21 protein-coding genes are annotated in these 26,236 nt (G+C 61.9%); 6 read left to right on the forward strand and 15 right to left on the reverse strand.

Features of this window, described 5'->3' with window-relative positions; all coding sequences use genetic code 11:
* The first annotated feature begins 284 nt into the window (after window positions 1-284).
* On the forward strand, window positions 285-1,031 hold the full coding sequence (pgl, locus tag G7Y52_RS00285; protein WP_165064324.1) for a 6-phosphogluconolactonase: 747 nt from the start codon (window positions 285-287) through the stop codon (window positions 1,029-1,031).
* 128 nt (window positions 1,032-1,159) lie between these two features.
* Here pgl and G7Y52_RS00290 read toward each other — a convergent pair whose 3' ends face one another.
* Window positions 1,160-2,110: a M15 family metallopeptidase gene (locus tag G7Y52_RS00290; RefSeq protein ID WP_165064327.1), complete on the reverse strand. Its 951-nt coding sequence runs from the start codon at window positions 2,108-2,110 to the stop codon at window positions 1,160-1,162.
* A 59-nt stretch (window positions 2,111-2,169) separates the two neighbouring features.
* On the opposite strand from G7Y52_RS00290, the gene G7Y52_RS00295 reads away from it, so the two are divergent.
* On the forward strand, window positions 2,170-3,564 hold the full coding sequence (locus G7Y52_RS00295) for a MiaB/RimO family radical SAM methylthiotransferase (protein ID WP_165064330.1): 1,395 nt from the start codon (window positions 2,170-2,172) through the stop codon (window positions 3,562-3,564).
* 36 nt (window positions 3,565-3,600) lie between these two features.
* Here the strand turns inward: G7Y52_RS00295 and proC are convergent, their stop codons facing one another.
* From proC to G7Y52_RS00315, 4 genes are all read right to left on the reverse strand, one after another.
* Window positions 3,601-4,407, reverse strand: a complete 807-nt coding sequence (gene proC, locus G7Y52_RS00300) for a pyrroline-5-carboxylate reductase (protein ID WP_165064333.1) — start codon at window positions 4,405-4,407, stop codon at window positions 3,601-3,603.
* Entirely contained in the window at window positions 4,404-4,829 is a 426-nt protein-coding gene (gene ndk / locus G7Y52_RS00305) for a nucleoside-diphosphate kinase (protein ID WP_165064336.1), read from the reverse strand. The genes proC and ndk overlap by 4 nt, the downstream gene beginning before the upstream one ends.
* 119 nt (window positions 4,830-4,948) lie before the next feature.
* A complete protein-coding gene (locus G7Y52_RS00310; RefSeq protein ID WP_241159538.1) occupies window positions 4,949-6,079 on the reverse strand; it encodes a divergent polysaccharide deacetylase family protein in 1,131 nt (376 codons plus the stop codon).
* A 255-nt stretch (window positions 6,080-6,334) separates the two neighbouring features.
* Window positions 6,335-7,666, reverse strand: coding sequence for a S41 family peptidase (locus tag G7Y52_RS00315; protein ID WP_165064342.1), 1,332 nt, complete (start codon window positions 7,664-7,666; stop codon window positions 6,335-6,337).
* A gap of 290 nt (window positions 7,667-7,956) precedes the next feature.
* On the opposite strand from G7Y52_RS00315, the gene G7Y52_RS00320 reads away from it, so the two are divergent.
* The 4 genes from G7Y52_RS00320 to G7Y52_RS00335 are packed head-to-tail and all read left to right on the forward strand — an operon-like array spanning window position 7,957 to window position 15,376.
* Window positions 7,957-10,368: a class I SAM-dependent DNA methyltransferase gene (locus G7Y52_RS00320; protein WP_165064345.1), complete on the forward strand. Its 2,412-nt coding sequence runs from the start codon at window positions 7,957-7,959 to the stop codon at window positions 10,366-10,368.
* Complete coding sequence (locus tag G7Y52_RS00325) at window positions 10,359-11,618, forward strand: restriction endonuclease subunit S (protein WP_165064348.1); 1,260 nt, start codon at window positions 10,359-10,361, stop codon at window positions 11,616-11,618. Before G7Y52_RS00320 ends, G7Y52_RS00325 begins: the two co-directional genes overlap by 10 nt.
* A complete protein-coding gene (locus tag G7Y52_RS00330) occupies window positions 11,611-14,682 on the forward strand; it encodes a type I restriction endonuclease subunit R (RefSeq protein ID WP_165064351.1) in 3,072 nt (1,023 codons plus the stop codon). Before G7Y52_RS00325 ends, G7Y52_RS00330 begins: the two co-directional genes overlap by 8 nt.
* Window positions 14,675-15,376, forward strand: a complete 702-nt coding sequence (locus G7Y52_RS00335; RefSeq protein ID WP_165064354.1) for a SprT family zinc-dependent metalloprotease — start codon at window positions 14,675-14,677, stop codon at window positions 15,374-15,376. The genes G7Y52_RS00330 and G7Y52_RS00335 overlap by 8 nt, the downstream gene beginning before the upstream one ends.
* A gap of 258 nt (window positions 15,377-15,634) precedes the next feature.
* On the opposite strand, the gene cas2e is transcribed toward G7Y52_RS00335, so the two are convergent.
* From cas2e to G7Y52_RS15160, 10 genes are all read right to left on the reverse strand, one after another.
* Window positions 15,635-15,982, reverse strand: a complete 348-nt coding sequence (cas2e, locus tag G7Y52_RS00340) for a type I-E CRISPR-associated endoribonuclease Cas2e (protein ID WP_165064357.1) — start codon at window positions 15,980-15,982, stop codon at window positions 15,635-15,637.
* Complete coding sequence (gene cas1e, locus G7Y52_RS00345; RefSeq protein ID WP_165064360.1) at window positions 15,963-16,874, reverse strand: type I-E CRISPR-associated endonuclease Cas1e; 912 nt, start codon at window positions 16,872-16,874, stop codon at window positions 15,963-15,965. The genes cas2e and cas1e overlap by 20 nt, the downstream gene beginning before the upstream one ends.
* Window positions 16,875-17,687 (reverse strand): type I-E CRISPR-associated protein Cas5/CasD, encoded by an 813-nt coding sequence (gene cas5e, locus G7Y52_RS00350; protein ID WP_165064363.1) that lies wholly within the window; start codon window positions 17,685-17,687, stop codon window positions 16,875-16,877.
* Window positions 17,677-18,732 (reverse strand): type I-E CRISPR-associated protein Cas7/Cse4/CasC, encoded by a 1,056-nt coding sequence (cas7e, locus tag G7Y52_RS00355; protein ID WP_165064366.1) that lies wholly within the window; start codon window positions 18,730-18,732, stop codon window positions 17,677-17,679. The genes cas5e and cas7e overlap by 11 nt, the downstream gene beginning before the upstream one ends.
* Before the next feature lie 211 nt (window positions 18,733-18,943).
* Complete coding sequence (gene cas6e / locus G7Y52_RS00360) at window positions 18,944-19,588, reverse strand: type I-E CRISPR-associated protein Cas6/Cse3/CasE (protein WP_165064368.1); 645 nt, start codon at window positions 19,586-19,588, stop codon at window positions 18,944-18,946.
* Window positions 19,585-20,145 carry a type I-E CRISPR-associated protein Cse2/CasB gene (gene casB, locus G7Y52_RS00365; protein WP_165064371.1) on the reverse strand — a complete coding sequence of 187 codons (561 nt, stop codon included), beginning with the start codon at window positions 20,143-20,145 and terminating at the stop codon, window positions 19,585-19,587. The genes cas6e and casB overlap by 4 nt, the downstream gene beginning before the upstream one ends.
* The gene (gene casA / locus G7Y52_RS00370) at window positions 20,142-21,743 is read right to left on the reverse strand and encodes a type I-E CRISPR-associated protein Cse1/CasA (RefSeq protein ID WP_165064374.1); all 1,602 of its coding nucleotides are present in this window, start codon (window positions 21,741-21,743) and stop codon (window positions 20,142-20,144) included. The genes casB and casA overlap by 4 nt, the downstream gene beginning before the upstream one ends.
* On the reverse strand, window positions 21,740-22,000 hold the full coding sequence (locus G7Y52_RS00375; RefSeq protein WP_206215146.1) for a hypothetical protein: 261 nt from the start codon (window positions 21,998-22,000) through the stop codon (window positions 21,740-21,742). Before G7Y52_RS00375 ends, casA begins: the two co-directional genes overlap by 4 nt.
* A gap of 107 nt (window positions 22,001-22,107) precedes the next feature.
* The gene (gene cas3 / locus G7Y52_RS00380; protein WP_165064380.1) at window positions 22,108-24,642 is read right to left on the reverse strand and encodes a CRISPR-associated helicase Cas3'; all 2,535 of its coding nucleotides are present in this window, start codon (window positions 24,640-24,642) and stop codon (window positions 22,108-22,110) included.
* An 823-nt stretch (window positions 24,643-25,465) separates the two neighbouring features.
* The gene (locus tag G7Y52_RS15160) at window positions 25,466-25,630 is read right to left on the reverse strand and encodes a hypothetical protein (protein WP_241159539.1); all 165 of its coding nucleotides are present in this window, start codon (window positions 25,628-25,630) and stop codon (window positions 25,466-25,468) included.
* Between the last annotated feature and the right edge of the window lie 606 nt (window positions 25,631-26,236).

A 26,236-nucleotide genomic window follows, 5' to 3' on the forward strand; every position in this document is an offset into this window, starting at 1 on the left:
ATTGTGCCGCCTGGGCAAGTGATGGGAACCGCTTGCGCCAGGAGCGCGACTCGGGCCGATGCAGAGGCGCCGCGGGTATGCCCCTTGACTGCCGCGACAGCCCTTCTGCCGCCGCCCGCAGCGTGGTCGCGCTGTGAAGGCCGCGATGCTATGGCTTGCAGGAGCAGGCATGCGCCTGCCGCAAACCCGCAAAAACAAAGGCAGCTTTCGTTTCCGTCCGCCAGTGCAGCAAGACAGCACCCGCCGGCACGACCTGTCGGCGTCAACTTCGCAAGGAGCCTTTTATGTTTGGGCGCAGCCGTTCCATTCACCTTTCCGTGCATATCCATAAAGACCCCGCGGCCATGGCCGAGCGCGCCGCGCATATTCTGGCCGGGGCCTGCGAAGAAGCCGTGGCCGAGCGCGGCGTATTCAAAATCGCCTTGTCCGGCGGCCAGACGCCGATCCCGCTCTTTCGTCTGCTGGCCGCCGATGACTGGGCTGAGCGCCTGCCCTGGGACAAAATGACCTTTTTTTGGGTGGACGAGCGCTGCGTGGGGCCCGAACACCCGGAGAGCAACTATGGCCTGGCCCGGCGGGAACTGTTGAGCCGCGTTCCGGCCATGCACTTTTTCCGCATGCGCGGAGAAGAGGACCCGGTAGAGGCTGCCGTCAAGTATGAGCAGCAGCTTCGCAGCGACTTCGGCCTGGGGCCGCAGGAGCTGCCGCGTTTCGACTTCATGCTTTTGGGCATGGGCGAAGATGGGCATACGGGTTCCATTTTTCCCAATTCTCCGGCCCTGGCCGAAAAAAAACGTCTGGTCATTGATCAGTATGTGCCCGAACGCAAAGCCGACCGGCTGACGCTCACCCTGCCTGTGATCAATAACGCCCGCTGCTGCATGTTTCTGGTGACCGGCGCGGAAAAGCACAATGTGCTTTCGCGCGCCCTCAATCTGTTGACCGAACCCACTCTGCCCGCGCAGATGGTGCGACCCGGCATCGGCGATTTGATCTGGGTGGTGGATGAAGCCGCCGCCAACGGCGAGTAAGGCTTCACTGCCGCGTAGCGCGCTCTTTCCCGGGGCAGGAATCCTGAATGAGATTCCTGCCCCTCGTGAGCCTTCCGCATCCGCGCCACGAAGCCGGGCGGCAAGCCGCCAGATGCGTCATGAAAACTTCATTGCGCATCCGCGTCCATTTCTTCAGGGCCTGTTTTGCGTTCCGGCACCGCTCCGCCCGGCTCAAGCCGCTCCCCCGCTCTCTCAATGGCTCGCAGTAAACGCGCCTTGCAAATAATTTCCGGTCGGTATTCAAAGTGCATGAGATCATACTCATGCCATTTGCCGCCCCAGATGAAGCCCTGATCCTCAAAAGCAGCCACAATGGCCGTGGGGTAGCTTTGCTGCATGGGATGCGGCCATTGCCTGGTCCAGCGCCAATAGGGCGCGCGCTCCGGGCTTACATCCAGCGCAATGCCGAAAGCATGCGGGCTCAAACGCTGTTCCCCGGCAATACGCCGCCACAAAAAGCCCCCGGCAGGCGTGAGCAGGGCCGCCAGGGCAGATTGCCCGCGCACGGCCGCGGCCAGGGTGTTCCCCGCCCTTTGCAGGCCCAGGGCCGCCGGGCAAACAAGGCGCAAGGGCCGGCCCAGCAGCGTTGCAACGCGCAGGTTCTTGCGCACCTCAGCCTCGCTTGCGCCGTAAAGCGCTTTCAACAGCGCAGAGGAACGCCTGCGGCCCGGCGCAACGCCAGGGGGCGTGGCAGGCCGCTGCGGTTCCAGCGGGTAGGGTTGCTCCATGCTCTCGCGCACGTTCGCCTCCCCTTGCTCCCCGGAAAAACGCGGCAATCCGGGGAAGGCTTCGGAATGCGCCCGCGGCGTGCCTGCGCTCTTGCCGTCCCCGGCAGATTGTGGCGCGGCGCTGTAGAGTACGCGGCTCCCGTTGGCGAGAAGCAGCCATTGCCGCCCCTGCTCGTCCGCGACAAGCGCGCGAATTTGCGGGTAGGACGAGCGCAGGCAGTACATATTGACCGCATCAACCCCAGCCGGTTCCAGCGGCCGGGATTGCGCTGACGTTGCGCGCGGCGCGCAGAACATCCAGAACAGGCAGAAAATCAAAAACAGACGCATGTCCAAAACCTACGCGGCCCCGGCTTGTCAAGGCAAGCGCTTTTGCGTAGATCAGCGCCATGCCTGCCTGGAAATTCTTCATTCTGACCTTTGGCTGCAAGGTCAATCAGTACGAAAGCCAATCCCTGCGTGAAGCCTGGCAGCGGCTCGGCGGCTCGGAATGTGCGATCCCGGCTGAAGCTGACGTGCTCTGCGTCAACAGTTGCGCGGTCACTGCCAAAGGGGAGCGCGACGCGCGAAACGCGGTTTTTCGCCTGCGACGCCAGGCGCCCGACGCAACATTGATTTTGACCGGCTGCGCCGCCAGACTTTTTGCCGACTACCGGCCAAGACCCGGCGCAAAATGGGCCGCTCCCGATCTGCTGATCCCGCAGGAAGAAAAAAGCCGCCTGCTGGCCGGGCCCTGGGCCATGGCAGAACCCGATTGCGCCCAAGCGGACGCCCCGCATACGCCGCTGCCTGCGGCCCAAACCGCCGGCGCAACAAATACGGCCTTTCCGCCCTTCCGCATTGCCTCTTTCAAACGGGCCCGGCCTGTGCTTAAGATTCAGGATGGCTGCGGCCACCGCTGCACTTACTGCATCGTGCCGCTGACCCGCGGCAAGCCCCGCAGCCGCCCGGCAGGAGAAATCCTGGCCGAGGCGCGGCGTCTTCTGGAAGCCGGGCACGCTGAAATTATGCTCTCCGGCATAAATCTGCGGCAATACGGGCGGGATGATCCTGCCTGCGGCGATTTCTGGGATCTGCTGCGCAGCCTGGACAAGGCCCTGGCTCCGGAGTTTGCCGGACGGGCGCGTTTCAGGATCAGCTCTCTTGAGCCCTCGCAACTGGATGCCCGCGGCATTGAAACGCTGACAGCCTGCCGCATGCTCTGCCCGCATCTGCATATTTCCTTGCAGCATGCCAGCCCGGCTGTGCTGCGGCGCATGGGACGGGGGCACTACTCTATCCTGATGCTTGAAAAAGCCGTGGCAAGTCTGGCGGCTCACTGGCCGGTTATGGGTCTGGGCGCGGATATTCTCACGGGTTTTCCCGGCGAGAGCGACGCCGATCTGCGCCTGTTGCTGGAGCTCATTGAGCGCCTGCCTCTGAGCTACGCCCATGTCTTTCCCTATTCACGCAGACCGGGCACCGCGGCCTGCAACTTTGCCGGGCAGGTGCCACACCCCCTGAAGCTGGAACGCGCCGCGCGCGTGCGTGAAGCGATAGAGCGACGGCGACGCGCCTTTTGGGCGGCGCAATTGACGCTGCCGCGCATGCTTGTGGTCCCCGACAGCATCAGGCGAGCCGCAGTGGAGGCCGGCAGCGGGCAAACGCATGCGCTGTGCAAGGGAATCAATGAGTATTATGTTCCCTGTTTTTTCCGGCCCCCGAACGGGAGTGCATCCGCCCTGCTGCCTGTGCGGCCCACGGCCCTGACCGGCAAGGGCCTTCTGACCGAGCCGCTGCCGTAAAACCCGGCAAAAGCTCTTGCGCCTGCGGCGCAGAGGCTACTGCTCCATTTCCCGGCCGCGCGCGTCCGCAGCCATGACCGCGTCCACCAAAGCCGCCGTGAGGCCCGCGCGATCCAACTGGTTGACGCCGGCAATGGTCAGGCCGCCGGGGGAGCAGACATCATCCCGCAACTGCATGAGCGGCGCGGCGCTCTCTGCCGCCATGCGCGCCGAACCGGCGAAAAGCGCCGTCACCATGCGCCGGGCCTCCGCATGCTGAAAGCCAAGGGTTACCCCGGCCTGGACCAAAGCCTGCATGATCTGAAAAACATAGGCCGGGCCCGCGCCGATCAAGGCTGAAAAAGCGGTAAAGCGGGCTTCGGGCAGGACAAGGCAAAGCCCGAGAACGCCGAAAATTTCCAGCAGTTCGGCCTTGCTTTCCGGGCGCAGGCTTTGATCCTCGAAGCACAGCGCAAACACGCCCTCGCCCACCAGGGCGGGCGTATTGGGCATGCAACGCGCCACAGGGCATTCCCGGCCGGCGTACTCGCGCAGGCGTTGCAGGCTCACGCCCGCAGCCACGGACACCAGGATTTTGTCGGACGAGAGCGCCGGGCGTATTTCTTCCAGAACAGCGGCCACCTGATAGGGTTTGACCGCCAGGATCAGCACATCGGCGTTGTGAGCCGCATCCAGGGCGCTGGCTTCGGGCTGCACGCCTTTTTCCGCCAGGGGGCGCATGCGCGCGGGCGTGCGGTTATAGCCGCAGAAACCGTAGCCCCTGCCCGCCAATTTGTCCGCCAAACCGGCCATGATCGCCCCGCCCATGTTGCCGCAGCCTATGCAGCCGATGGTTTTGCTCATATCGACTCCATTATTTCAAGCGCATTAAAGAAAAAAGCTATTTCAACAGCCGCGGTTTCCGGCGCGTCGGAGCCGTGCACGGCATTGGCCTGCAGGCTTTGGCCGTAGGCATGGCGCAATGTGCCGGGTTCGGCCCTGGCCGGGTCTGTGGCGCCCATCAACGCGCGATAGCGGGCCACGGCGTTCTCGCCCCGCAGCACGGCGCAGACCACCGGCCCTGAGGCCATGTATTCCGTAAGGCTTGCAAAAAACGGGCGCTCCTTGTGCACGGCATAAAAGGCAGAGGCCTGCCCTTTGCAAAGGCGCACCATTTTCAGGCCCGCCACAGCCAGCCCGGCGGCCTGGCAAGTGGCCAGAATTTCGCCGGTCAGGCCACGAGCCACGGCATCAGGCTTGATGATTGCAAGTGTGGATTGCAGCATTATTTCTCCCTTTAGAGTATTTTCAAGTGAAATGCTTTCCTTTTCAGATCCGTCGCCATTGATCGCGCTGCAAGCTCACGCTGGCACACTGAGCGGGAAGCCCGCATGACCCTGGGCGATCATGGGCCGCTGCCCGCTCCGGCCGGGCTCAGGCAGGCTTGTTGCGCCAGATGCCAGATCAGGCGACGCAGGGGCACGACAGCCACGCCCGCCGTATTCTGCCAGCAACGCAAGGCACGCAGCGTCTCCGGGTACGGATGCCCGACAGCCACCGCAAAGCCCTTTTCCCGCGCCGTGCGCGCCGCTGCGTCCAGCGCGGCTGAAATGGCCGCGACATCCCGGCGGCTATCCAGAAAAAGGGCTCGGGAAGCGCTGATCAAACCCGCGGCGCGGGCTTCCCGCTCCAGAGCGGAATCGGCCCGGGTCACACTGTCCAGAACAAACAGGCCCCGATCGGCCAGCAGGGAGCAGAGCCGGCTGCAGGCCGCGGCATTGCCCGTAAAGCGGGAGCCCATGTGATTATTCAGGCCCACCGCCGTGGGCAGCGCCTTCAGATCCTCATCCAGCACCGCTCGCAGTGCCGGCAGGCGCATATCCACCCGAAGCGCGCCCGGGCCGGGCCGGGGACGGAAGCCGTCGGCGCGGGGCAAAGCTTCCATGGGGAGATGAAGCAGGCTGTCCAGCCTCCATTGCGCGGCCAGGGCAGCGGTTTGAGCTGCCGCGGGCGAACGCGGCCAAATGGCGAACGTCACGGGAAAAGGCAGAGCCGCCAGGGCTTCGGCAGCTTCCAGGCTTTGCCCCAAATCATCAATGACCAGAACCAGGGCAGGCCTGGGCAGAGGCCGGGCCAGATCGGCCAATGCCGCTTCCCGGCCGGGAAAACGGAAGACATGGCTCAGGCGGCCACCCAGGCGGATTTCCAATGCGCCCTGCTCTGTCCAAAGCACTTGCGGCCGCGGATTGCGGGCTGCCTTGTCAGCCCATGAAGCGGCTTGCCCGGCAGAGAAGCGTTGCAGCAGAGCCACGCCCAGGCGCAGCGGCGCGCAAGGGCCGGTAATCAGATAGCGACGCGGCAAAGGGTCTTGGGGCAGTGCGTTGCCCGCAGGCTTTTGAGCAGCCGGGCCGGCCTGCGCGTCCGTAAGCTCAAGACGCCACTGCGCCGCGGGCAGGGCCAGAGGCAAGGCCTGCGCCACCGCGGCGTCCAGCCGGCTCCGCGCCTGCGCGGCCGCCGCGTCCCCTTGATCGTGCACAACCTGACCGGCTCTTGAGGGGTCAGGCGCGGCAGTTCGCGGCTCAAGCGGCGCACCGGCCTGCGGGGCCAGCCAAAGGGAAAAAGCAAAACACGCCAAAAGCCACAGCAGCCCGCCCAGGCCAAGACGCGTGGACGCACGCGGCCCCCCGCCGCTCCCAAGGGGATCAGTCAGGGGGCCGGCATCTGTTTTCTTTGTGCGCACGCCGAAATGCTTCCCGCCCCGACGCGCGCAACAGGCGCGCCGGGAAAGGGTCTAGTTTTTAATCTCCTGCATCTTGGGCAATGTCTTCACTATCTGGAGAGCCATGCGCAGCTGGTTGTCGCGGGCCAGTTGTTCCTTGCCCTCATCTTTCTTGCTTTTGGCGGCATTGCCGCCCTTCTTGTCCTTGCTGTTTTCCAGATGCCGGTTCAAATCCTGCTCCCGCAGCAGAAAACGCGGATTGTCCTTATCTTCGGCGCGAGGCGGCTCAAAGGGGATTTCCAAATCAGGCACAATGCCCTCGGCCTGAATGGAGCTGCCGTTGGGCGTATAGTACAGCGCCACGGTAAGCTTGAGGCCCGATCCGTCGGAAAGCGGGATGATATTCTGCACGGAGCCCTTGCCGAAGGAACGCTCGCCAATGATCAGGGCGCGTTTTTGATCGCGCAGCGCGCCCGCCACGATTTCAGAGGCCGAGGCCGAACCCGCGTTGATCAGCGCCACCACGGGCACGCGCACGTCGTCACGCTGTTTTCTGGCCTCATAGACGCGATCCGTGGTTTCGCCGCGGCCTTTAATGGAAACAATCACGCCCTTCTGCAGAAAAACATCCGAGACGCTGACGGCCTGATCCAGCAGCCCCCCGGGGTTGTTGCGCAAATCAAGCACAATGCCCTTGAGGCCGCCGCTCGCCTTGCTTTCCTTTTCCGCTTCCTTGAGAGCGTCTTTGAGTTCCTCGGTGGTGCGTTCGGAAAAACGGGTCAGCCTCACCCAGTAATACCCATCCTCAAGCTTTTTGGACTTGATGCTGATCAAAGGGATAGCGTCGCGCACAATGCGGACGGTCTGCGGCGTTTTGGCATCGGTGCGCAAAATGGCCAGCTCCACCTCGCTGCCCTTGGCGCCCCGGATGCGCGAAACAACTTCCTGCAGCGAGAGTTCCTGGGTGGCCTGGCCGTTGATGGAAAGGATCACGTCGCCGGATTGCAGGCCCGCGCGGTATGCCGGGGTGTCCTCAATGGGCGTCACCACGGTGACCTGGCCGTTTTCCATGGAAATTTCAATGCCCACCCCGTAAAACTCTCCGGAAGTGGTTTCCTGCATTTCCTTGTATTCTTCGGCGTTCATGAAGGTGGAATGCGGATCAAGGCCCTGCAAAAGCCCCTTGACCGCCCCGTTGATCAGGTCATTCTGCGTTACTTCGCGCACATAATACCGTTCAACCAGATTAAGCACCTGACTGAAACGCTTCAGGGCTTCAAATTTGCTGGGGGCTTCCTTGGCCGGCTCTTTTTTTTCGGCAGGCGCAGAGGCTGCCCGGGCCGCGGGCAGCCCGCTGAAAACCAGGAGAAAGCCAAGAAGACATGAACCGACAAAGACGCGCATACGAAAGCCTCCACGGCGATCTGAACAGAAAAGGCCTGCCGGAAGACACCGCGGAACGCGTTGCAGCCGTCACAAACGGGCGCTGCCGGTCAGGTCTGCATACCATTGCAAAAAGGCGACAGCATAACGCCGCCAAGGCGGATATTTACTCTTTTCACCCCAAAAAGCAAAGCAAAAAGCGAACGCATGCCGCAAGGGCGCTTCCCCTTGCCCGGCTTCTATCGACTTTTTTTGCTAATCCCCCTATGCTGCCGCAGTCTCATTCATGTTAAGCCTGCCGGGTTCTTGTCATGGCCGTCAAAAAATCTGAAATATATTCGGCAATCTGGGAAAGCTGCAACAACCTGCGCGGCGGCATGGATGCCAGCCTGTACAAGGATTATGTCCTGTTCATGCTGTTCATCAGGTACGTTTCCGACAAGTTCGCCAATGCCGGGCCGTTCTCGGTCTTCAAGGTGCCGGCGGGTTCCGGCTTCGACGACATGCGCCGGCTCAAGGGCAAATCTGACATTGGCGACCGGATCAACAAGACGATCATCCAGCCCCTGGTGGACGCCAACAGCGGCACGCTGGCGCGAACCGACTTTCCGGATTTCAACGACGCCACCAGGCTTGGCGCCGGCAAGGAAATGGTGGACAGGATCACCGACCTCATCACGATTTTTGAAAACAAGGACCTCGATTTTTCCCGCAACCGGGCCGACAATGATGACCTTCTCGGCGATGCCTATGAATTTCTCATGCGGCACTTTGCCACGGAGAGCGGCAAGAGCAAGGGGCAGTTCTACACCCCCGCCGAGGTGAGCCGGGTCATTGCCAGGGTCATTGGCATTGACCCCGCCAAAGTGACCAAGTCGACCTCGGCCTATGACCCCACTTGCGGCTCAGGCTCCCTGCTGCTCAAGGTGGCCGCGGAAGCCGGGCAGGCCATCACGCTGGAAGGCCAGGAAAAGGACGTGATGACGGCGGGCCTTGCCCGCATGAACATGCTCCTGCATGGCGTTTCCGATGCTGTCATCGCAACGGGCAACACGCTCTCCCAACCCAAATTTATTGATAACGGGCGCCTCCGCACCTATGACTTCGTGGTGGCCAATCCGCCATTTTCCGATAAAAAATGGACTCTTGGCGTGAGCGTGCTGACAGACCCGTACCACCGTTTCACCTGGGGCGCGCCGCCCAACAAGCAGGGTGATTATGCCTACCTGCTTCACATCATCCGCTCGCTGAAGAGCACGGGCAAGGGCGCGTGCATCCTGCCGCACGGCGTTCTGTTCCGGGGCAATGCCGAAGCCGTCATACGCGAGCAGCTGGTGCGATCCGGCTATCTGAAAGGCATCATCGGGCTGCCGCCCAATCTGTTCTACGGCACGGGCATCCCGGCCTGCATCCTTGTGCTGGACAAGGAGAACGCCGCCGCGCGCAGGGGCGTCTTCATGCTGGACGCCTCCCGCGATTTTATGAAGGACGGCAACAAGAACCGCCTGCGCGAGCGTGACATCCACAGGATCGTCTCGGTCTTTTCCGCCATGCGGGACGTGCCGGGCTATGCCCGCATGGTTCCCCTGGAAGAGATCGCCTCCCCAAAGAACAGCTGCAACCTGAACCTGCCGCGCTATATCGCCAGCGCCGAATCCGAAGACATCCACAGCCTTGACGCGCACCTCAACGGCGGTATTCCCAACCGGGATCTTGATGCTCTGGGAGAAGTCTGGAACGCTCTGCCCAGTCTGCGCGCCAGGCTCTTTACGCCCCTCCCCCATACGGACAGGTCGCGCCTTGCCGTGGGCAGGGACGAGCTGAAAGACGCCATTCAGGAGGATGCGGAATACAAGCGCCTGGTCAGTGCGGCGGATGATGCAATGCGGGAGTGGCAGAAAACGAATGTCCCCCTGCTGCGCGGCTTCGCGCGGGAAGGCCGCCCCAGGGCGCTCATTGTTGCCCTCTCCGAATCCATGCTTGCGGCTTTTCAGAATGTCGCGCTGGTGGATGCCTATGCGGTCTATCAGAACCTGATGAACTTCTGGGCGGACACCATGCAGGATGATTTTTACCAGATCGCCGCCGACGGCTGGAAAGCTGAGCTTGTGTGGAAAGAGCGGGGAAAGAAAAATAAAAAGAAGGTCTGGGACTGCGACCTCCTGCCAAAACAGTTGATCATGGCGCGCTATTTTTCCCGGGAAGAGGCGGAAATACGCGCTCTGGATGAAAAGTGCACTGCCGCGCAACAGGAAATGGACAGCCTGCTTGAAGAAAACAGCGGGGAAGACGGTATTTTCAATGAACTGGAAGCCGTGAAAAAAGCTCCCGTGAAAGCACTGCTCAAGGAAATCAAGGGGGAGAAAGAACGGGCTGACGATGCCGCTGTTCTGAAGCAATGGCTCACGCTTGAGGATCGCGCCGGCAAGCTGAAGAAGCAGCTCAAGAACGCCGAGACCGGATTGGACGCCAGGGCCATAGCCCAATATGCCGCACTGTCCGAGGAGGAAGTGAAGGACATCCTCATCAATGACAAATGGCTTCCCGCGCTGCGGGCCGGGCTTGCCGGGGAGCTGAGCCGGGCCATCAACGGCATGGAAGATCGCCTGCTTGTGCTGGCTGACCGCTATGCCACGCCGCTGGCGGAATTATCGCATGAGGTGGAGGAGCTTTCCGCCAGGGTTGCCGGGCATCTCAAGAGGATGGGGCTGGCGTGGAACTGAAGGCGGGCTACAAGCTGACGGACGTGGGGGTGATTCCCGAGGATTGGGAAGTCAAACCATTGCGAGATGGCTTAAGTGAGGCCCCAGCATATGGCATCAATGCCCCTGCGTGTACTTATGCAAAGGGATTGCCTGCCTATATCCGTATTACTGATATTACAGATGAAGGAGTATACAATCCACCAAAACAAATGTATGTCGATGTTGCTGATAGTGAAAAATATTTTCTAAAACAAGGAGATATTGTTTTTGCCAGGACTGGGGCGAGTGTTGGGAAATCCTATTTATATTGCCAATGCGATGGTGAATTGGTATATGCAGGATTTCTTATTAAAGTACATCCTGATTCCATAACTTTTTATCCTCCATATGTTTTTTATTTTGTGCACACTGCACAATATTGGAATTGGGTAGCAAAAACGTCCATGCGTAGCGGTCAACCGGGTATTAACGGAGCGGAATATGGAGGGCTTCTCCTCCCTTGTCCGCATATAGCCGAACAAAAAGCCATTTCTTCCGCTCTCTCCGACGTTGACGCTCTGCTTTCCAGCCTTGATGCGCTCATTGCCAAGAAGCGCGATATAAAAACGGCCGCCATGCAGGAATTGTTGACAGGGCGGAGAAGGCTGCCGGGCTTCAGTGGGGAGTGGGTAGAGAAAACTCTTTCCACAGTCGCAATGATTGTAGGTGGAGGGACTCCATCAACGGCAGAATCTTCCTATTGGAATGGATCAATACCTTGGTTTACGCCTGCCGAAATCAGCACTGCCGGTAAATATATTTCCCATAGTGAAAGAAATATATCGGAAGAGGGCCTGAAAAAAAGTTCGGCCAAGCTCCTGCCTGTTGGGACGATTTTGCTGACAACAAGGGCATCAATAGGGCTTCGGGCAATTTTGACGGTTCCTGCCACAACCAATCAGGGTTTTCAATCCCTGATTGTCAATAGTGATACTGATAGCGAGTTTATCTACTATCTATTGGAAAATATTCAACAAGAGCTTGTAAAACAGGCCTCTGGTTCGACATTTTTGGAAATTAGCCCCCGAAAACTGGGAGAAATTCCTCTGCGCCTTCCCAGCTCATCCACCGAACAAGCCGCCATCGCCGCCGTCCTCTCCGACATGGACGCGGAAATCACGGCCCTGGAGGCGCGCCGCGCCAAGGTGCAGGCCCTCAAGCAGGGCATGATGCAGGAACTCCTTACCGGCAAGACCAGACTCGCACCCACAGGAGACCAGCATGGCTGAAAAACTCCGCCCCGAGCGTGTGACCCAGAACCGCGTCATTGATCTGTTCCAAAGGCTCGGCTACGCCTGCCTCGGCAACTGGAAAACGCGGGAGAAAAACCGGGCCGTTGAGTACGATCTGTTGCAGGCCTTCCTCCTGCGTCAGGGCGTTTCCCCGCAGCAGATCGATGCCGCGTGGCTGAAAATTTCGCAGGCCGTGGCCGTTGTGGGGCATACGCTCTACGAGGCCAACCGCAATGTCTATGGCCTGCTCCGCTACGGTGTGCAGGTGCTGACCGGGCCCGGCCAGCCGCACGAAACAGTGCATCTGATCGATTGGGATCATCCGGAAAACAACGATTTCGCCCTTGCCGAAGAAGTGACCCTCACGGGCGGCGCCGATGTGCGCCGCCCCGATCTGGTGCTGTACCTCAACGGCTTCGCCGTGGGCATCATTGAGCTGAAGCGCGCCTCGGTCACGGTGGGCGACGGCATCCGGCAGCTCATCAGCAACCAGCGGAGCAATCCCGACTTTTTCGTGGCCTCGCAACTCCTCTTTGCGGGGAGCGACACCGAGGGCCTCCACTACGGCACAACGGGCGCCGAAGAACAGTTTTATCTGAAGTGGAAGGAAAAAACGGAGCGGACGGCCATTGAGCCGGGCTGTCATCTGGATGGGCCGCTGGCCCGGATGTGCGGAAAAGAGCGCCTGCTCGACTGGATTCATGATTGCGTCATCTTCGACAACGGCATCAAGAAGGTGCCCCGCCCGCATCAGTATTTTGGCCTGAAAGCCGCGCAGGAACGCATCGCCAGACGCGAGGGCGGCGTCATCTGGCACACCCAGGGCTCGGGCAAGAGCATCCTCATGGTCATGCTGGCCCGGTGGCTGCTTGAGCACAAGCCCGACGCCCGTGTTCTTATCGTGACGGACCGCACCGAGCTGGATGCGCAGATCGCGGGCGTCATGCAGAGCGCCCGCGTCTCAGGCTATGTGAAAAATCAGTCCACCGTGATCTCGCGGCAGGATTTCAGGGCCAAACTTGAGGCGCCGGGCCCGCGCCTGCTCTGCGCGCTTATCCACAAGTTCGACCTGGGGCGCGAAGCCCCGCCGGACGCGCATGGCGATTTTTACGTTCTGGTGGACGAATGTCACCGCACGCAGAGCGGCGACCTGCACAAGCAAATGAAGGAGTGGCTGCCCAACGCCATCTTCATCGGCTTTACGGGCACGCCCCTGCTGCGGGCCGATGCCAGGTCCACCCGTGCGGTGTTCGGTACAAATATCCACACCTACAAATTTCCCGAAGCCGTTGCCGACCGCGTGGTGCTGGACCTGAAATACGAGGCCCGCACCGTGCCGCAGGAGCTGGCCTCGCCGGAAAAGGTGGATGCATGGTTCACCCGCAAGACCACGGGCCTGTCGGACTACCAGAAGGCGCTCCTGCGCCGGCGCTGGGGCACGATGGAGCGCATATTGAGCTCCCGCGAGCGCAAGGGCCGGATCGTCAGGGACATCTGCATGGATTTTGACCTCAAGCCGCGCCTCGCCAGCGAGCGGGGCACGGCCATGCTGGTGGCCGACAGCATCTATGACGCCTGCCAGTATTTCCGCGAGTTCCAGAACGGGACGCCCCTCAGCGGCAAATGCGGCATCATCACCTCCTACGAGCCTGCTGCGGCGGACATCTCCCGCGAGCCGGAACACGGCGAGGAGCATTACAAATTCACAACCTACAGGCAGCATGTGCTGAGCCCGGCCCTGCCCACCACCGCGAGATATGAAGAAGAGATGAAGCGGCGCTTCAGGGAGGAGCCCGCCAATTGCAGGCTGCTCATCGTGGTGGGCAAGCTGCTGGTGGGTTTTGATGCGCCGACATGCAGCTATATCTATCTGGACAAAAAATTGCGGGATCACAGCCTGTTTCAGGCCATTTGCCGCACCAACCGCCTGAACGGAGAAGACAAGGATTACGGGCATGTGGTGGATTACAAGGAGCAATTCAAATCAGTGCAGGATTCCATCGCCGTGTACAGCTCGGACGAACTGGAGCCGTCCGGCGGGGACGCCGCGGAGGATAATGTCTTTCTGCAGGATCTTCTGAAGGCCGGCCGCGAAAAGCTGGATGAGGCCCGCGAGGCCTTGAAGCAGCTTTGCGATCCTGTGCCCCCGCCGCGCGAGATGGAAAATTTCTATGCCTTCTTCTGCGGCGATGCTTCGCAGCCGGAAGACCTGGAAGCAAAGGCCTCCTCGCGCGATGCGCTCTACAAGCTCACGGCCCGGCTCTTGCGGGCGTATTCGGATATAGCGCAGCAACTGCTTCCCGCCGGCTATTCGCCGGAGGACGTGCGGGCCATCGAGGGCGAGCTCCGCTATTTCACTGAGCTGCGGGATGCCGTCAAAAAATATGCGGGCGAGGAGCTTGACCTCAAGCCCTATGAGCGGGACATGCGGCACCTCATCGACATGTATATCCGCGCCGATGAGCCACGGCCCCAGGGTTCGCTGGAGGAGTATTCGCTCCTTGAGCTTATCGTCAAGACGGGCATCCACGACGCCATCGCCCGCAAGTGGAACGAAAAGACCTCGCGCGCGTCCGTGGCCGAGGGCATTGTCAACAATATCCGCAAGGCCGTGAACGACAAAAAGGAGACGGACCCCAAATTTTACGAGAAGATCTCAAAACTGCTGACCGACCTTCTGGCGGCGCGGAAGCGCGGGGCGCTGGCCTATGAGGCGTTCCTGAAAAAGATGGAGGAACTGGCCGCCAGGGTGGCAAGCGGGGATACCAGCGAGGGGGATACGCCCGAAGCGGTGAAAAAATCGCCCTTTACCGTTACCGTGTTCAACAATCTGGCTTCCTTGCCGGCTGAGAGCTTCATCTGCCCTGTTGACCCGGAAGAAAAGGCGGCACTGGCGTTGCAAATCACGGAAGTCATGGACAAAAAGGCCCCGGACAAATGGCGCGGCGTGGCCAGCCGGGAAAATATTATCCTCGGCGAGCTTTACCCGCTCCTGCATAAGGATGAAAAGGCCACGCGGGCGCTTTTTGAAATCATCAAGGCCGGGCCCTTCTATGTGTGAGCCGCAGGAGATCCTTGAGGTCGGCGGTTTGCGCATTCCCGTGAGCCGCAAGAACATCAAGCACGTCCACATCGCCGTCTATCCCCCTGACGGGGCCGTGACCATTTCCGCGCCAGTGGGGCGGCGAACCGAAATCATCCGGGCCTTTGTGCTCACCCGGCTTGCGTGGATCAAGGCCCGGCAGGCGGAATTTTCCGCCCAGCTCAGGGCGCCGGAACTCGACTTCATCACCCGCGAAAGCCATTACCTGTGGGGACGCCGCTATCTGCTCGTGGTCAGGGAGGGCGCGCGGCCCGGCATCGAAATCTTACCCAGAGAGCTTGTGCTGACGGTGCGCCCAAGGGCCACAAAAAAGGAGAGAGAGCGCGCTATCTGCGCATGGCACAGGAGCCTGCTCCGCGCGGAACTGGGGCCGCTCATCCGAAAATGGGAGGCGGAACTTGGGGTCACGGTGAAGGCGTTTTTCGTGCAAAGGCTCAAAACCAAATGGGGAAGCTGCACCCCGCACAAGGGCTATGTGCGCTTCAATCTGGAGCTGGTGAAAAAGCCGAAAGATTTACTGGAATATGTGGTCGTGCATGAGCTGTGCCACCTGCTGGAACCCAGACACAGCAAACGCTTTTATGAACTTCTGGAGCGTTATTATTCGCACTGGAAGGAAGCCAGGGCGGATTTGAATGAGCTGCCAGTGTGACAGCCAGAGCATTTTGCTTTTGAAATTATTCAATTTCAAAAGCGGCGCTGCCTTCATTTCCCCGCAAGCGGGACAAGTCCCCGCAAGCGGGACAAGCGCCTGAAAAGCGTGGTTTTCAGGCTCATTGCTTCAGCCGTTGCGACGAAGGAAGCTACGGATGAAGACAGCAACTGGTTACTGCGACAGCCAGCCAACGCAACCGCTGTCGCCATCCGTAAGGCTCGCAGACTCGCCAACGGCTGGCGCAAGCAAAACTTGCTAACGGCTACCGCCGGCGCGGGCGTCCGCTCCCGCATTTTTTCCGTCGTCTTGGCAACTGCCGGGCTCCGGGGCCGGATCATAGGCCACCAGGGGGATGCCGTCCCAGTCCACCGGCTTGCGCGCATTTTTGCCCACAGTGACGAACGCAAAGCCCGACTCATGATCCGCCTTCCAGATCAGCACGGCATTGCCCTGGCCGCATTCCGCGCACACCACGCGCCAGAGGCGCTCGCGCACCCGCACTGAGTAAGAGCCTGCATACACTCCGGCCCGCACTTCCAGCAGCCAGCGGGAGAGGTAGCCGCGCAGGCGCTCGGGCACAGCCTCAGTGACGATGACCAGCATCGCCCAGCCCCTTTGTTTCAGGTATGGCCACTGGCACGGCCTCGGGCGGAGCCGTGGGCAAGGAGAGGCCCCCGGCCGAAAGCACGTCCTCAATGACCGGAATAATCCGGGTCAGCAATTTCTGTTGCCGGAACATATCCCGGCAACGCAGGCGCACGTCGCGCGCCAGGTTGTCGCCCGGGCGGGACGCGGCCTGAAAAGCCGCGGGAATAACCGTGTCGAACTTGAAAAGGTCCGCGATATCATAGACAAAGGAGAGCGGCTTGCCCGTGTGGATGAAACCGATGGCCGGAGCATAGCCCGCGGCAAGCACCGCAGCTTCGCACACGCCGTACAGGCAGTGGTTTGCCACGCTGACGGCCTGATTCAAGGGATCCGCCGCATCCCAGTCTTTGGGATCATAACTGCGCCGCTTCCACTCAAGGCCGTGGCGTCTGGCCAATTGCTGATACAGCGCGCGCACCCGCGCGCCCTCAATGCCCCGGAGCTGCTCCACGCTGCGGCGGGCCGGCGGCTCCTCCCCGAAGCGGAAGCGGTACATGGCCCGCACCACCTGCAAACGCGGGCCGTCCTCCAAGGCCAGCCGGGCCTGATACAGCAGTTTGTCCGAACGCGCCCCGCCGGGCTGCCCGGCGGAATACAGGCGCACCCCGGCCTCCCCCACCCAGAGGAGCAGCGTGCCGCAATCAGCGGCCAGGGCCACGGCCGCGTGCGTGAGCGTGACGCCGGGCTCCAGCAGCAGACAGGCCACGCCGCCCACAGGTATCTGCACGCGCACACCCTGCTCGTCCACCAAAACAAGAGCCCCGCCCTCCACATCCAGCCGTCCGCAGCGCAAAAACAGCATGGAATTGCGCTCCTTGATGCTGATTATATCTGACGGCAGCCGCATTCAGGCCTCCGGCGCAAGCCGGGATTGTGTTTTCTCTGTCCACTCTGCCCCCTGCGCATCCTCCGCCTCCTCTCCATCCAGGGCCGTCCACATGTCCACCTCAGCTTCCTTTTCCGGTTCGTGGAATGTCACCCGGCGCGGGGCAAAAGCGCGCCGTCCCATACCGAAACAGAGCGGCTGATCCGGCAGGGAATCCGTGCCCTGAGCAAAATCCCCGGCTTCGCGCGCATAGACGCAGCCGGCCAGGGGCACGGGCAGCAGCTCGGCCAGGGCAGTGGCCTCGTCGGGAAACAGGCCGCCGAACACAGGGCGGGAAGGGATGCAGGATTTGCGGCCCAGCCACAAGCCCCAGACCGGATTGCGCAGAGCCGCGGCCATGCCGCCAAGCTCGCTCGCCGGGCCGCTGAACAAGGCCAGAAACGCCGCGTCCTGCAAATATTGGCGCAAGGTCAGCACCGCGTCCGCGCGTTTTTTGCCTTCAGCCGTTTTTGTGCCCAGCACGGTATGAAAATCCTCCAGACGCCGCCGGATCAGAGGACGGCCCCGGCCCGCGGCATTTGCCTGCGCGCCGCCGTGCCCGGGCAGGAAACGCGGCACGGCCACGACCAGCAGGGGCATGGCTTGCAGGGCGCGCAAGGCCGCAGCTTCCTGCGGGGAGCCGCGCCGCGCGCCCAGGGCGGCGCAGATCAAGCCGGCCAGCGCGCTTTTGGAGGGCAGCAGGGCCGTATCCCGGCGATTGAAGCGGCTTTCCGTGCCCCAGGACTGCATGGGGCCGAAAAGACGCAGAGCCAGGCAGGCCTGCTCAGCGCACATGGCCGGCCACCCCTGTCAGCAGAGCCTGAAAATCCATTTCCGGCAGGCGGTATTCCGCCACGGCTTCCAGACCCCATACTTTTTTGAGAGTTTCATACTCCGCGTCCAGAGCCTTGATTGACGCTTCCAGCAGCCCGCTCCGGCTTGCCACGGGCGCTTCAAAGGCGTTGATCAACTGCACCGGATGCCCCTTGTCCCGCGCCACGGCCAGCACATAGCCGGGCAGCGTGGCCGCGTTCATGGAATTTTGGCGGGCGCTCGGCAGAGCCTTCAGGCAGGCCTCCACAAAGACTCGGACCACCTCCTGCCGCTGCTGCGCGCTCAGGCTTCCCAGATGCTCCGCATCGGCCAGCAAATCCAGATTCAGGGCCACAAAGCGGTAGTATGTGGCGCTCTGAAATTCCAAAGTGCCCATCATGCCCGCGCCGGACTCGTCCTCAGGCTGCTTGTCGTCAACCGCGCTGTAAAAATCCATTTCAGTATCCACGCGGTGCGTGGAGAGCGCATGGCTGAACATGGCCGCGCCCTCCAGGGTCAGGGAATGATCGTCGGCCACCATGCGGCCGAACAGGCTGATGTCCGCCGCGTCGCGCAAATCCTCGGGCTTCAGGCTTTTCAGGGCTTTTTTTGCGGCATCCCTGGCCTCCCCGGCCTCCACATAGGCCCTGGCCAGAGCCTGCAGCTCGTTGGGCGAGGTGAAAAACAGGGTTTTTATCTGCAATTTGCCCTTTTTTTCCCCATCGGCATCCCACTTGCCCAGGGCTTCGGCCAGGGCTTTCGCGCCGTCCCCGGCTTGGTCAGCGTTGAGGCCCAGGGCTTGCAACTCACGGCGCAGGGGCTCCACAACCAATTTGGTGCGCTCCCCGGCAAAGCCTTGCGGGCAAAGCTCGCGGGCATATTCGCGCACGGCCCGCTTCCAGCACTGGCTGGAAACGCGGGCACGTTGCGCGCCGCCGAAAAACGCTGTTTTGGGCGAACCCAGATCGTCGCGGTTCAGGCAGGCCACAGGCACGGATTGAAGTATATGCAATTCCAGATGACGCATACGATCTCCTTCTTCGGGTTACAGGGATTAGAGCGGTTTGCTGTTGAAAACGGCAACCGCTCTGGCGGCCGCGGGAGCGGACGCCCGCGCCGAATGAGCCTGAAAACCACGCTTTTCAGGCGCTTGTCCCGCTTGCGGGGACTTGTCCCGCTTGCGGGGAAATGATGGCAGCGCCGCTTTTGAAATTGAATAATTTCAAAAGCAAAATGCTCTAGCGGAGAGGTTCCAGCATCAGCAGGCCGAAGCCGAAGGCGCGGGCGCTGCCGATGCCGCGCGCAAAAGCCTCGGCAAAAGCCTGCTGTTCCACCACGCGCAACAAGCCTCTGAAGCGCACGCCCACAATCAGCCCGTGCTCTCCGGCCTTGTTGAAGTGATGATTTTCAGCGGGAAAGATCTCGACGTTTGCGCCTTCCTGCTCTTCCAGGAGCTGAAAACCGTGTTGCGCGGCTTTGCGCCGCAGCCAGTCCAGTTGTTCTTCCCGGCGCGTGAGGGCTTTGCGGCGGCTGTTTTTTCCGCGCCTGCCGTCCGCCTCCGCAGCCCTGAGCTTGCGGCAGGGGTTGGCCAACAGGTCAAAACGGTAGAGCTCATGCCCCAGAAAGCCGGGCGCCACGCGCTTTATCCCCCAGCTCTCCGGCGGGCACCAGTCCGGGCGTTGCGGGCAACGCCCGGAAAGCAGCCAGAAACGGCAATGCCGCATCCCGGCCTGCGGCGGATCAAGGCGGGTCAGAAAATCACGCCGGGCCTCGGGCGCATGGGGAAAGCATTGCCAGGCCGCCTTGTGCCAGTCGTAGGCGTCGCGCAGGCCGTGCCGCAAGGCGTGCGCCATATCCGGTTCCGCGCGCGCAAGCCAGATCATGACGCGCCCTCCGCTGCTTCAGGATCGCTTGCAGCGTCCGGCGCGCCTGCCCCGGCCGAACCCCAGAAATGCTGGGCCCAGGCCCGGCGCGACCGGGGCCAGGCCAGCAGATCCTTTTCCAGTTGCGCGTAATCCACCGGCAGATCCCGCGATTTGGCATACAGGGCCACGCGCGTCACGCGGGCGCAGATCTCCTCGGGCCCGGCCGCCAGCAGAGAGCGCAGACGCGCGGCCATGGGGCCCTCGTTGCGTTCGCCTTCGTTGCCCGAACGCCAGGAGCGCAAGCCTGCCCGCTCGTCCTCGCGGCAAAGGGCCAGGCAAAGCGCGCCCATATCGCCTTGGCCGCCTGCTGCGGGGTGAGTGGCGAAAAGCCCGGCCACGGTTCTGACCACCCGGCAGCGATGCCTGTCCTTTTCCCCGTGCGAGGCCAGATCGCAGAAGCGGGCCAGCACAGGCCAGGCCCGGGCCTCCTGACTTTCCTTGAGACCGCAGCGCAAGGCGGCCATCAGCCCGCGATCGCGCTCATGCCTGCGTAAAAAATCCAAAAGTGGGCTCATGCTTCCTCCTTCTCCGCAGTTTCGGAATCCGGGGCGCTGTCGGCCGATTCCCCGGTCGGGCGCAAGGGGGAGAGACGCATCCGCCCCAGCACAAAGGCTTTTTGCTGGCGATCGGAAAGCTCGCCGCAGACCAGATCATAGGCGCCGCGCGCGTGAGCAAGAAGCCGACGCCGCCAGATCCCGGCCGGGCCGCCGTCCCGGGCTTCCGCCAGATCGAAAAGCAGCCGCAGATCGCTTTCCACGGCTGTCCAGTAGGCCAGCAGGGCCTTGCCGTGCAGCCGGGCCAGAAGATCGCCGCGCCTGGCCCCGGCATGGCGCAAACGTCCGCTCCAGCCGCCGTCCAGGCTGCCCCGGAACGTGCTTACAGCCCACTCCAGTTTCCGGCACATGTCTTCGGCGTCGCGCACGCCGTTCTCATAGTTTTTGCGGCCCTGATCCTCCCGGAAGCCCTGGCTCAGATGGTAGACGGACTCCCGCACGTCCAGCACGCTGGCCTGATTTCTGGCCAGACCGCAGATGACCAGATCCCAGCAGCCTGGCAGATGCCCCTGTTGCAGGGCCGCCAAGGCCAGCGGCCCGCGCGCCCGGCTCTGCTCCTCGGCCCCGGTCTTGACCAGGATGGCCGCCAGATCCCGCCACACGGCCCGATCCGGCCGAAAGGCCAGCAAAGTCGGTTGTTCCTCCTTGCCGCGCGCCCTGGACAAAACCAGCGTGGCGCTGGGTTCGGCCTCAAAGGGCTTCTTTTCGTTATTGCAATTGGGATAGAGCAGGGCCTCGCCCAGGAACATGCCCCTGTCCCGCAGCAGCACGGCGCGGGAAAGCGGCACAAGCCTGCCCAGATAGGTACCTGTCGCGTTGGCGGCGGCGCTATCCGCCGGGCCTTGGGGCGGCGCTTCCCAGATGGGCCTGCCGCGCCAGTCCGGGCCACGCCCCTGGTAATGGAGCTCCAGGATGCGGGGCAGGGGCAGATTGGCCCAGAGCGTTTGCAGCAGATTTTCGCCGCGCAAAAAGGCATGCAGCATGGAGCCGCAGACGCAGGGCGCGTCGGACGCGCTTTTGCTGGTTTGGTGGCCGTTCCAGACAACCTGGGGAATCAGGCCCCCGGTGTGAAAATTCTGAAATGTGAGCAGATCCAGGGCCAGTTGCTCTGGCGCGGGCGCTCCGGCGTGCCCCAGATGATCAAAAAGCAGCGGATTATTGCCGCTGGCTCTGGCGAAATCCAGTTTGGCCAGGGCCGTTTCCGGTTCCGTGCCTTTTTTGCCCTCTTTGCGCAAAACCGCGATTTGCAGAAAAGGCTGTTGCGGATGGAACAGCCAGAAGCTCTCGCGCCACGCAGCCAGATAGTCGCGTGCGGCCGCCGGCAGACGTTGCGGGGCCACGCGCCAGTCCGCGCCGTTTTTTGGGCCGTCCAGGGCGGCGTGCGCAATGCAGAGCAAAAGGCGCAACAAGGCCACCCGCTCGTGCGGCCGCACGGCCAGGTCGCGGATTTTCGCACTTTCGGCAAAACACGCTCCCAGTCCCACAAGTCTGGCTTTGCCGGCCATGTCCAGAACAGGAATCCAGGCCTCGTCAACCAAATTGAAGCGTTTTTCCGTCACCAGGGCCTCCTAGAGCAGATTACCTTTGACTTTTTATGAAAGTCAAAGGTGGCATTCAGGCGAAAAACGCGGTTTTCGCCTGAATGTACGCCGCGTTGCGGCGGCTGCCGCTTTCGCGTCAGCAGAGCATTTTCAAAGAGAAAATGCTCTAGAGCATTTTTTGATTGAAAATATCCATTTTCAATCACTTCGCTGCCATCATTTCGCGTCCAGGCTTCAGCCGTTGCGACGAAGGAAGCTACGGATGGAGACAGCAATTAGAGCGTTTTGCTAATAAAATTAGCTAAACGCTCTGGCGGCCGCGGGAGCGGACGCCAGAGCAATTTCAAAGTGAAATTGCTCTAATTTCATTAGCAAAACGCTCTCAGGCGTTTTTGCACAGGCGCACACCCAGATCAGGCTCCCACAACAGACGATACTCCGATTTCAAACCCCGCAGGGACAACACGCCCTTTTCCTCCAGCAGAGCCAGGGCATCCACATGATTGCACTGCAGAAACGGCGCGGAAGCAAGATCCAGGCAATAGGCGGGCAAGCGCAGGCTGTTGCGCGCCAGAGCGCGCGCCGCCCGCAGATCAAAGCGCGCCCGGCTTTTGCCCTCCGGCAGGCGCACGCTTTCGCCGTTGAGCAGCGTGCAGGTTTGGCCTTGTCTGCGCGCGCAGAGGGCGACGACCCGGGTTTCGTACTCGCTGTTGCGGGTCAGGGGACCTTCCCGATCCTCCTGCGAGAGATTCCAGATATTGTGGCGCAGGGCGGCCATCTGTTTTGCGGCAAAGCCCCTGCCGTCGGCCTCATCGCGCAGGCGCTCCCAGGCAGGGGGCAAGGCCTTGTCCTCCCAGGTTTGCGCCAGAATGTCCCGGATGTCCGACGGCAGGCTCAGCTCGTCAAGCGCGTTCCAGACTTCCAGGCTGCGCAACAGGGCATAGGGCGCATAGACATGAGCCTTGGGGCCCAGGGCGGCCAAAATGCTCCGTTCATCAAATCCGCGCAGATCATTCAGGCTTGCCGCTTCCTCCACCAGCAGACAGCGCGGCGGCCAGCGTCGCGGGCCGCGCTCATGCCGCTGCAGACGGCCCAGGCGTTGCAAAAGCATGTCCGAGGGCGCGAGCTCGGTGATCAGCAGATCCGCGTCAATGTCCACGCTCTGCTCCACAATCTGGGTTGAGACCAGAATGCCGCCGCGAGGCCCGGAGCCGCTCCTGCCCAGGCGATCCAGCCAATGCTTTTCCAGCTCCTGGCGCTTGAAATACGGAAAGCGGGAATGCAGCAGGCCAACAGGAAAGGCGGGCGCGTCAGCGGCCAGCTCCTGCCGGGTTTGCTGGGCGCTCTCCACCGTATCGCAGACCCAGAGCACGACCGCGCCCTGCGCCGCGGCCTCGCGGGCGCGCCGCAGCAGTTCTTCGCGCGGCGCAAAGGCTATGCGCACGGTTTTGCCTTTGGGCGGCGGCGCGGGATGCGCGTCTGGCGCGGCAGCGCCCTCGGGCCTGGCGGTAAGCAGGGGGTAGGGCTCGGAGGCCGCCTCGTCCGGCGGCGCGATGCCGAGCAGGCGGGCGCGCGCCTGGGGGGTAAGCGTGGCGGAAAGAATGATCAGCGTGCAGCCCAGCGGGATCAGCTCTCGGCACAAATTTTCGATCAGCGTGCCGGTGTACACGTCATAGGAATGCACTTCATCCAGAATCACCACCTTTCCGGCCAGGGCGAAACGCCGCACGAAAAAATGCCTGGCCGCCACCACGGAAAGCAGAGCCTGATCCACAGTGCCTACGCCCAGCGGGGCCAGCAAGGCGCGCTTGGAAGAGGCGAACCAGCGCCGGTTGGCGTCCGGCTCGCCGTCCCGATCCACCTCGCCGCCTGTGGGTTGGGCGCAGTCCTCGCGCAGCCAGGAGGAGGCATGGATCAACTGCGGGCTGTGCCGCAACGTGGCCTCCTGCGGGCAGGCGCGGCGGCAAAACTGCTCCAGGCGTTCATGCATGCGGTTGCTGGTGGCCTGGGTGGGCAGGGCAAAATATATGCCCGTGGAACGGCCCTGCTCCAGCAGCCTGTAGGCCGCGTACAGCGCGGCCTCGGTCTTGCCCTGCCCCATAGGCGCTTCCAGCACGTACACGCCCGGGCCGGTAATGACCTCCCCTGCCAGACGCTGCACGGCATAGGGCGGGCAACCGAATAAATCCTCAAAGCTCAGGCCCCGCCGCACGGGCAGAGGCCCCAGGCCCAGCCCGCTCACGGCCTGCCGGGCCCGGCAGGCGGCCTCAGCCCGAGGCAAAGAGCAATCAGGAGGAAAAAAGCGCTCGTCCGAGCCCAGCCAGTCCGCCAGGCTGACCAGCCCGGCCAGAAACCAGAGTCCGGGCCAGGCCGGATCGGCATCCGGCAGACGCGGGCATTGCCAGGCCTGCCAGGCCTCTTCCAGCGTACAGCGGCGGGCGGCTTCCCAATCCACCTGCGTGTCGGAATCGGCTTTTTCCGGCGGCGGGGGCAAACCGGGCTCAGTGGGGCGCACCGTTCTTCCGTGGTGCGAACCGATGGCCGCGGCCCAGGAAGACGCGCCCTGATCCCCGCAAACGGCCCGTTCCGTCAAGAAGCGCGCCAGACTCTCGTTGGTCAGCTCGCCGTGCGCGCGGGCACGGCGTGCCCAGTCTCCGGCCGCGGCCAGTTCCAGCCAACCCCGCTCCGCCAGCCAGGGACGGCATTTGCTTTGAAAATCTCGGCTGATCTTGCCCACATCATGACACGCCGCCAGAAAGGCGGCCTGATCCGCCGTCAGCCCCAGGCGCGCCAGCACACAGGCATAGCGTTGGGCCAGCACCGCCGCCACCAGGGCCACATTGCGCAGATGCTCGGCCACACAAATGCCCGGCTGCCCGTCAGCCGCGGTTTTTGCCCAGAAACGCAGTTCTTCCATGCGGTGCCGCCTTTTAGAAACTGCTGCAAGCAAAGATTTGCCGCACCGGCGCTCAGGCAGGCGCGGATTTCAGGCTGTGCCGAGCGGCAGAAAGGGGCCGCACAGACGCACGGCCATCCGCGCGTCAGCCCGCGCAAAGAGCGTTGGCATGCGGCGCGAGCCCGTCCCGGCTCTTTGACCGCCAATCCTGCCGCTGGCTGCTGGGGCATGACGAAGCATGAGGCACAGTATGATTTTCGATACCAGCCAGTATAGTAAAAAAGGCGGCTAAAAACAAGCGCAACTATCCGGCACAACCTCCCAAGTGTGGGCATGCGCCAAGGTGGAAGAGCCCATAACGCCGTAGCCCGGTTCATCCCCCACGGAGGTAAGGAATACGCCGTTGGCGACCCGCATCTGGTCAGCCAGAGTCGCGGTTTACCCCCACGCGTGTGTAGTTGACGCTCGTTTTGTATAGTATTTCATTTAAATAATAAGATAAAATTTTTTGAAAAAAGTTTGATACACTGAAAGCTACCTTTCAAAAATGGTATGGGCAGACCATTTACCGGATACTCTTGGGCAGATTACTCCTTCTTGGACTGAGCTGAACAATACCCTCATGTTTCCGATTTTTTCTAACGGCGCGCGGAACATACGCAAGGGGGAATCAATCGAGTTGCACAACCGGAAAATAGAGTAATTTTCTCTATTTTATATATTTCTTTATTACTTTTATAAACTCCTTAAAAATTGCGGATGGATTTTTCGCATACACCACTCCATACGGCATGGTATATTCCCATTCCATCGGCAGCGTCACCAGTGAAGGATGCACGTCCGCTCAGATTTCCGGCGTTTCCATGAGGCAGCCAAGCTGTTCGCACTGGTTGAACACTTCAGCATCATAGATATTGGGCATGTCGATGAGACGGATGTTTGCATGATGCCGGTCTATCTCGTCGCGCATCCTGTCCAGCACGGGCGACACGCCGCGCCTGACCAGCATAAGCGATTCTCCCTCAAGATCATCCCATGTCAGCCGTTTTTTCCCTGCGCGGGCACGTTCCTGATCGGATTTTTTGCCGTCGCCACGCAGATTCTGGTGGTCTTTGCCACCGGTTTGGCGGCGGACAGCGAACGTGGCCGCGTGCTCGGCATACTGGCGTGCGGGATTTTTTTAGGCATCGCGCTTTCCCGTCCGGCCTCCAGCCTTATCGCCGGTGCAGCGGGCTGGCGCACACTCTACGTTGGGGCCGGGGCGCTCATGCTGGCGTTCGGCGCGGCGCTCCTGCGCTTTTTACCGGCTGTCAGACCGGCGGGGCTGCGTGTGCGCTATGGCGTCATGCTGCGGGGCATGGGAGGCTTGCTATTCAGCGTGCCGCGCATGGTGCCAAGAGTCATGCTTTCCGCAGGGGGCTTTTTCAGTTTCAGTATGTTTTGGAGTGCCGCGCCCATCCATTTGCTGGACAATCTGCATTTCTCGCATGAGGGAATGGCGCTTTTCGCCCTGGCCGGGCTCATCACGCCGCCATGCGTATTGCTTGCCGGCCGACTGCTCGACAGAGGATGGAGTTTTCGCCTGCTGGGTATGGTCACTGCGCTGGCCGCGTCC

The sequence above is a fragment of the Desulfovibrio sp. ZJ200 genome (assembly GCF_011039095.1).
In the GTDB taxonomy this organism is placed as follows: domain Bacteria; phylum Desulfobacterota; class Desulfovibrionia; order Desulfovibrionales; family Desulfovibrionaceae; genus Desulfovibrio.

Coding starts and splice junctions, on each gene's coding strand:
- pgl (WP_165064324.1), top strand. CDS start 285: ATGTTTGGGCGCAGCCGTTCCATTCACCTTTCCGTGCATATCCATAAA.
- G7Y52_RS00290 (WP_165064327.1), bottom strand. CDS start 2,110: ATGCGTCTGTTTTTGATTTTCTGCCTGTTCTGGATGTTCTGCGCGCCG.
- G7Y52_RS00295 (WP_165064330.1), top strand. CDS start 2,170: ATGCCTGCCTGGAAATTCTTCATTCTGACCTTTGGCTGCAAGGTCAAT.
- proC (WP_165064333.1), bottom strand. CDS start 4,407: ATGAGCAAAACCATCGGCTGCATAGGCTGCGGCAACATGGGCGGGGCG.
- ndk (WP_165064336.1), bottom strand. CDS start 4,829: ATGCTGCAATCCACACTTGCAATCATCAAGCCTGATGCCGTGGCTCGT.
- G7Y52_RS00315 (WP_165064342.1), bottom strand. CDS start 7,666: ATGCGCGTCTTTGTCGGTTCATGTCTTCTTGGCTTTCTCCTGGTTTTC.
- G7Y52_RS00320 (WP_165064345.1), top strand. CDS start 7,957: ATGGCCGTCAAAAAATCTGAAATATATTCGGCAATCTGGGAAAGCTGC.
- G7Y52_RS00330 (WP_165064351.1), top strand. CDS start 11,611: ATGGCTGAAAAACTCCGCCCCGAGCGTGTGACCCAGAACCGCGTCATT.
- G7Y52_RS00335 (WP_165064354.1), top strand. CDS start 14,675: ATGTGTGAGCCGCAGGAGATCCTTGAGGTCGGCGGTTTGCGCATTCCC.
- cas2e (WP_165064357.1), bottom strand. CDS start 15,982: ATGCTGGTCATCGTCACTGAGGCTGTGCCCGAGCGCCTGCGCGGCTAC.
- cas1e (WP_165064360.1), bottom strand. CDS start 16,874: ATGCGGCTGCCGTCAGATATAATCAGCATCAAGGAGCGCAATTCCATG.
- cas5e (WP_165064363.1), bottom strand. CDS start 17,687: ATGTGCGCTGAGCAGGCCTGCCTGGCTCTGCGTCTTTTCGGCCCCATG.
- cas7e (WP_165064366.1), bottom strand. CDS start 18,732: ATGCGTCATCTGGAATTGCATATACTTCAATCCGTGCCTGTGGCCTGC.
- cas6e (WP_165064368.1), bottom strand. CDS start 19,588: ATGATCTGGCTTGCGCGCGCGGAACCGGATATGGCGCACGCCTTGCGG.
- casB (WP_165064371.1), bottom strand. CDS start 20,145: ATGAGCCCACTTTTGGATTTTTTACGCAGGCATGAGCGCGATCGCGGG.
- cas3 (WP_165064380.1), bottom strand. CDS start 24,642: ATGGAAGAACTGCGTTTCTGGGCAAAAACCGCGGCTGACGGGCAGCCG.
- G7Y52_RS15160 (WP_241159539.1), bottom strand. CDS start 25,630: ATGCTGGTCAGGCGCGGCGTGTCGCCCGTGCTGGACAGGATGCGCGAC.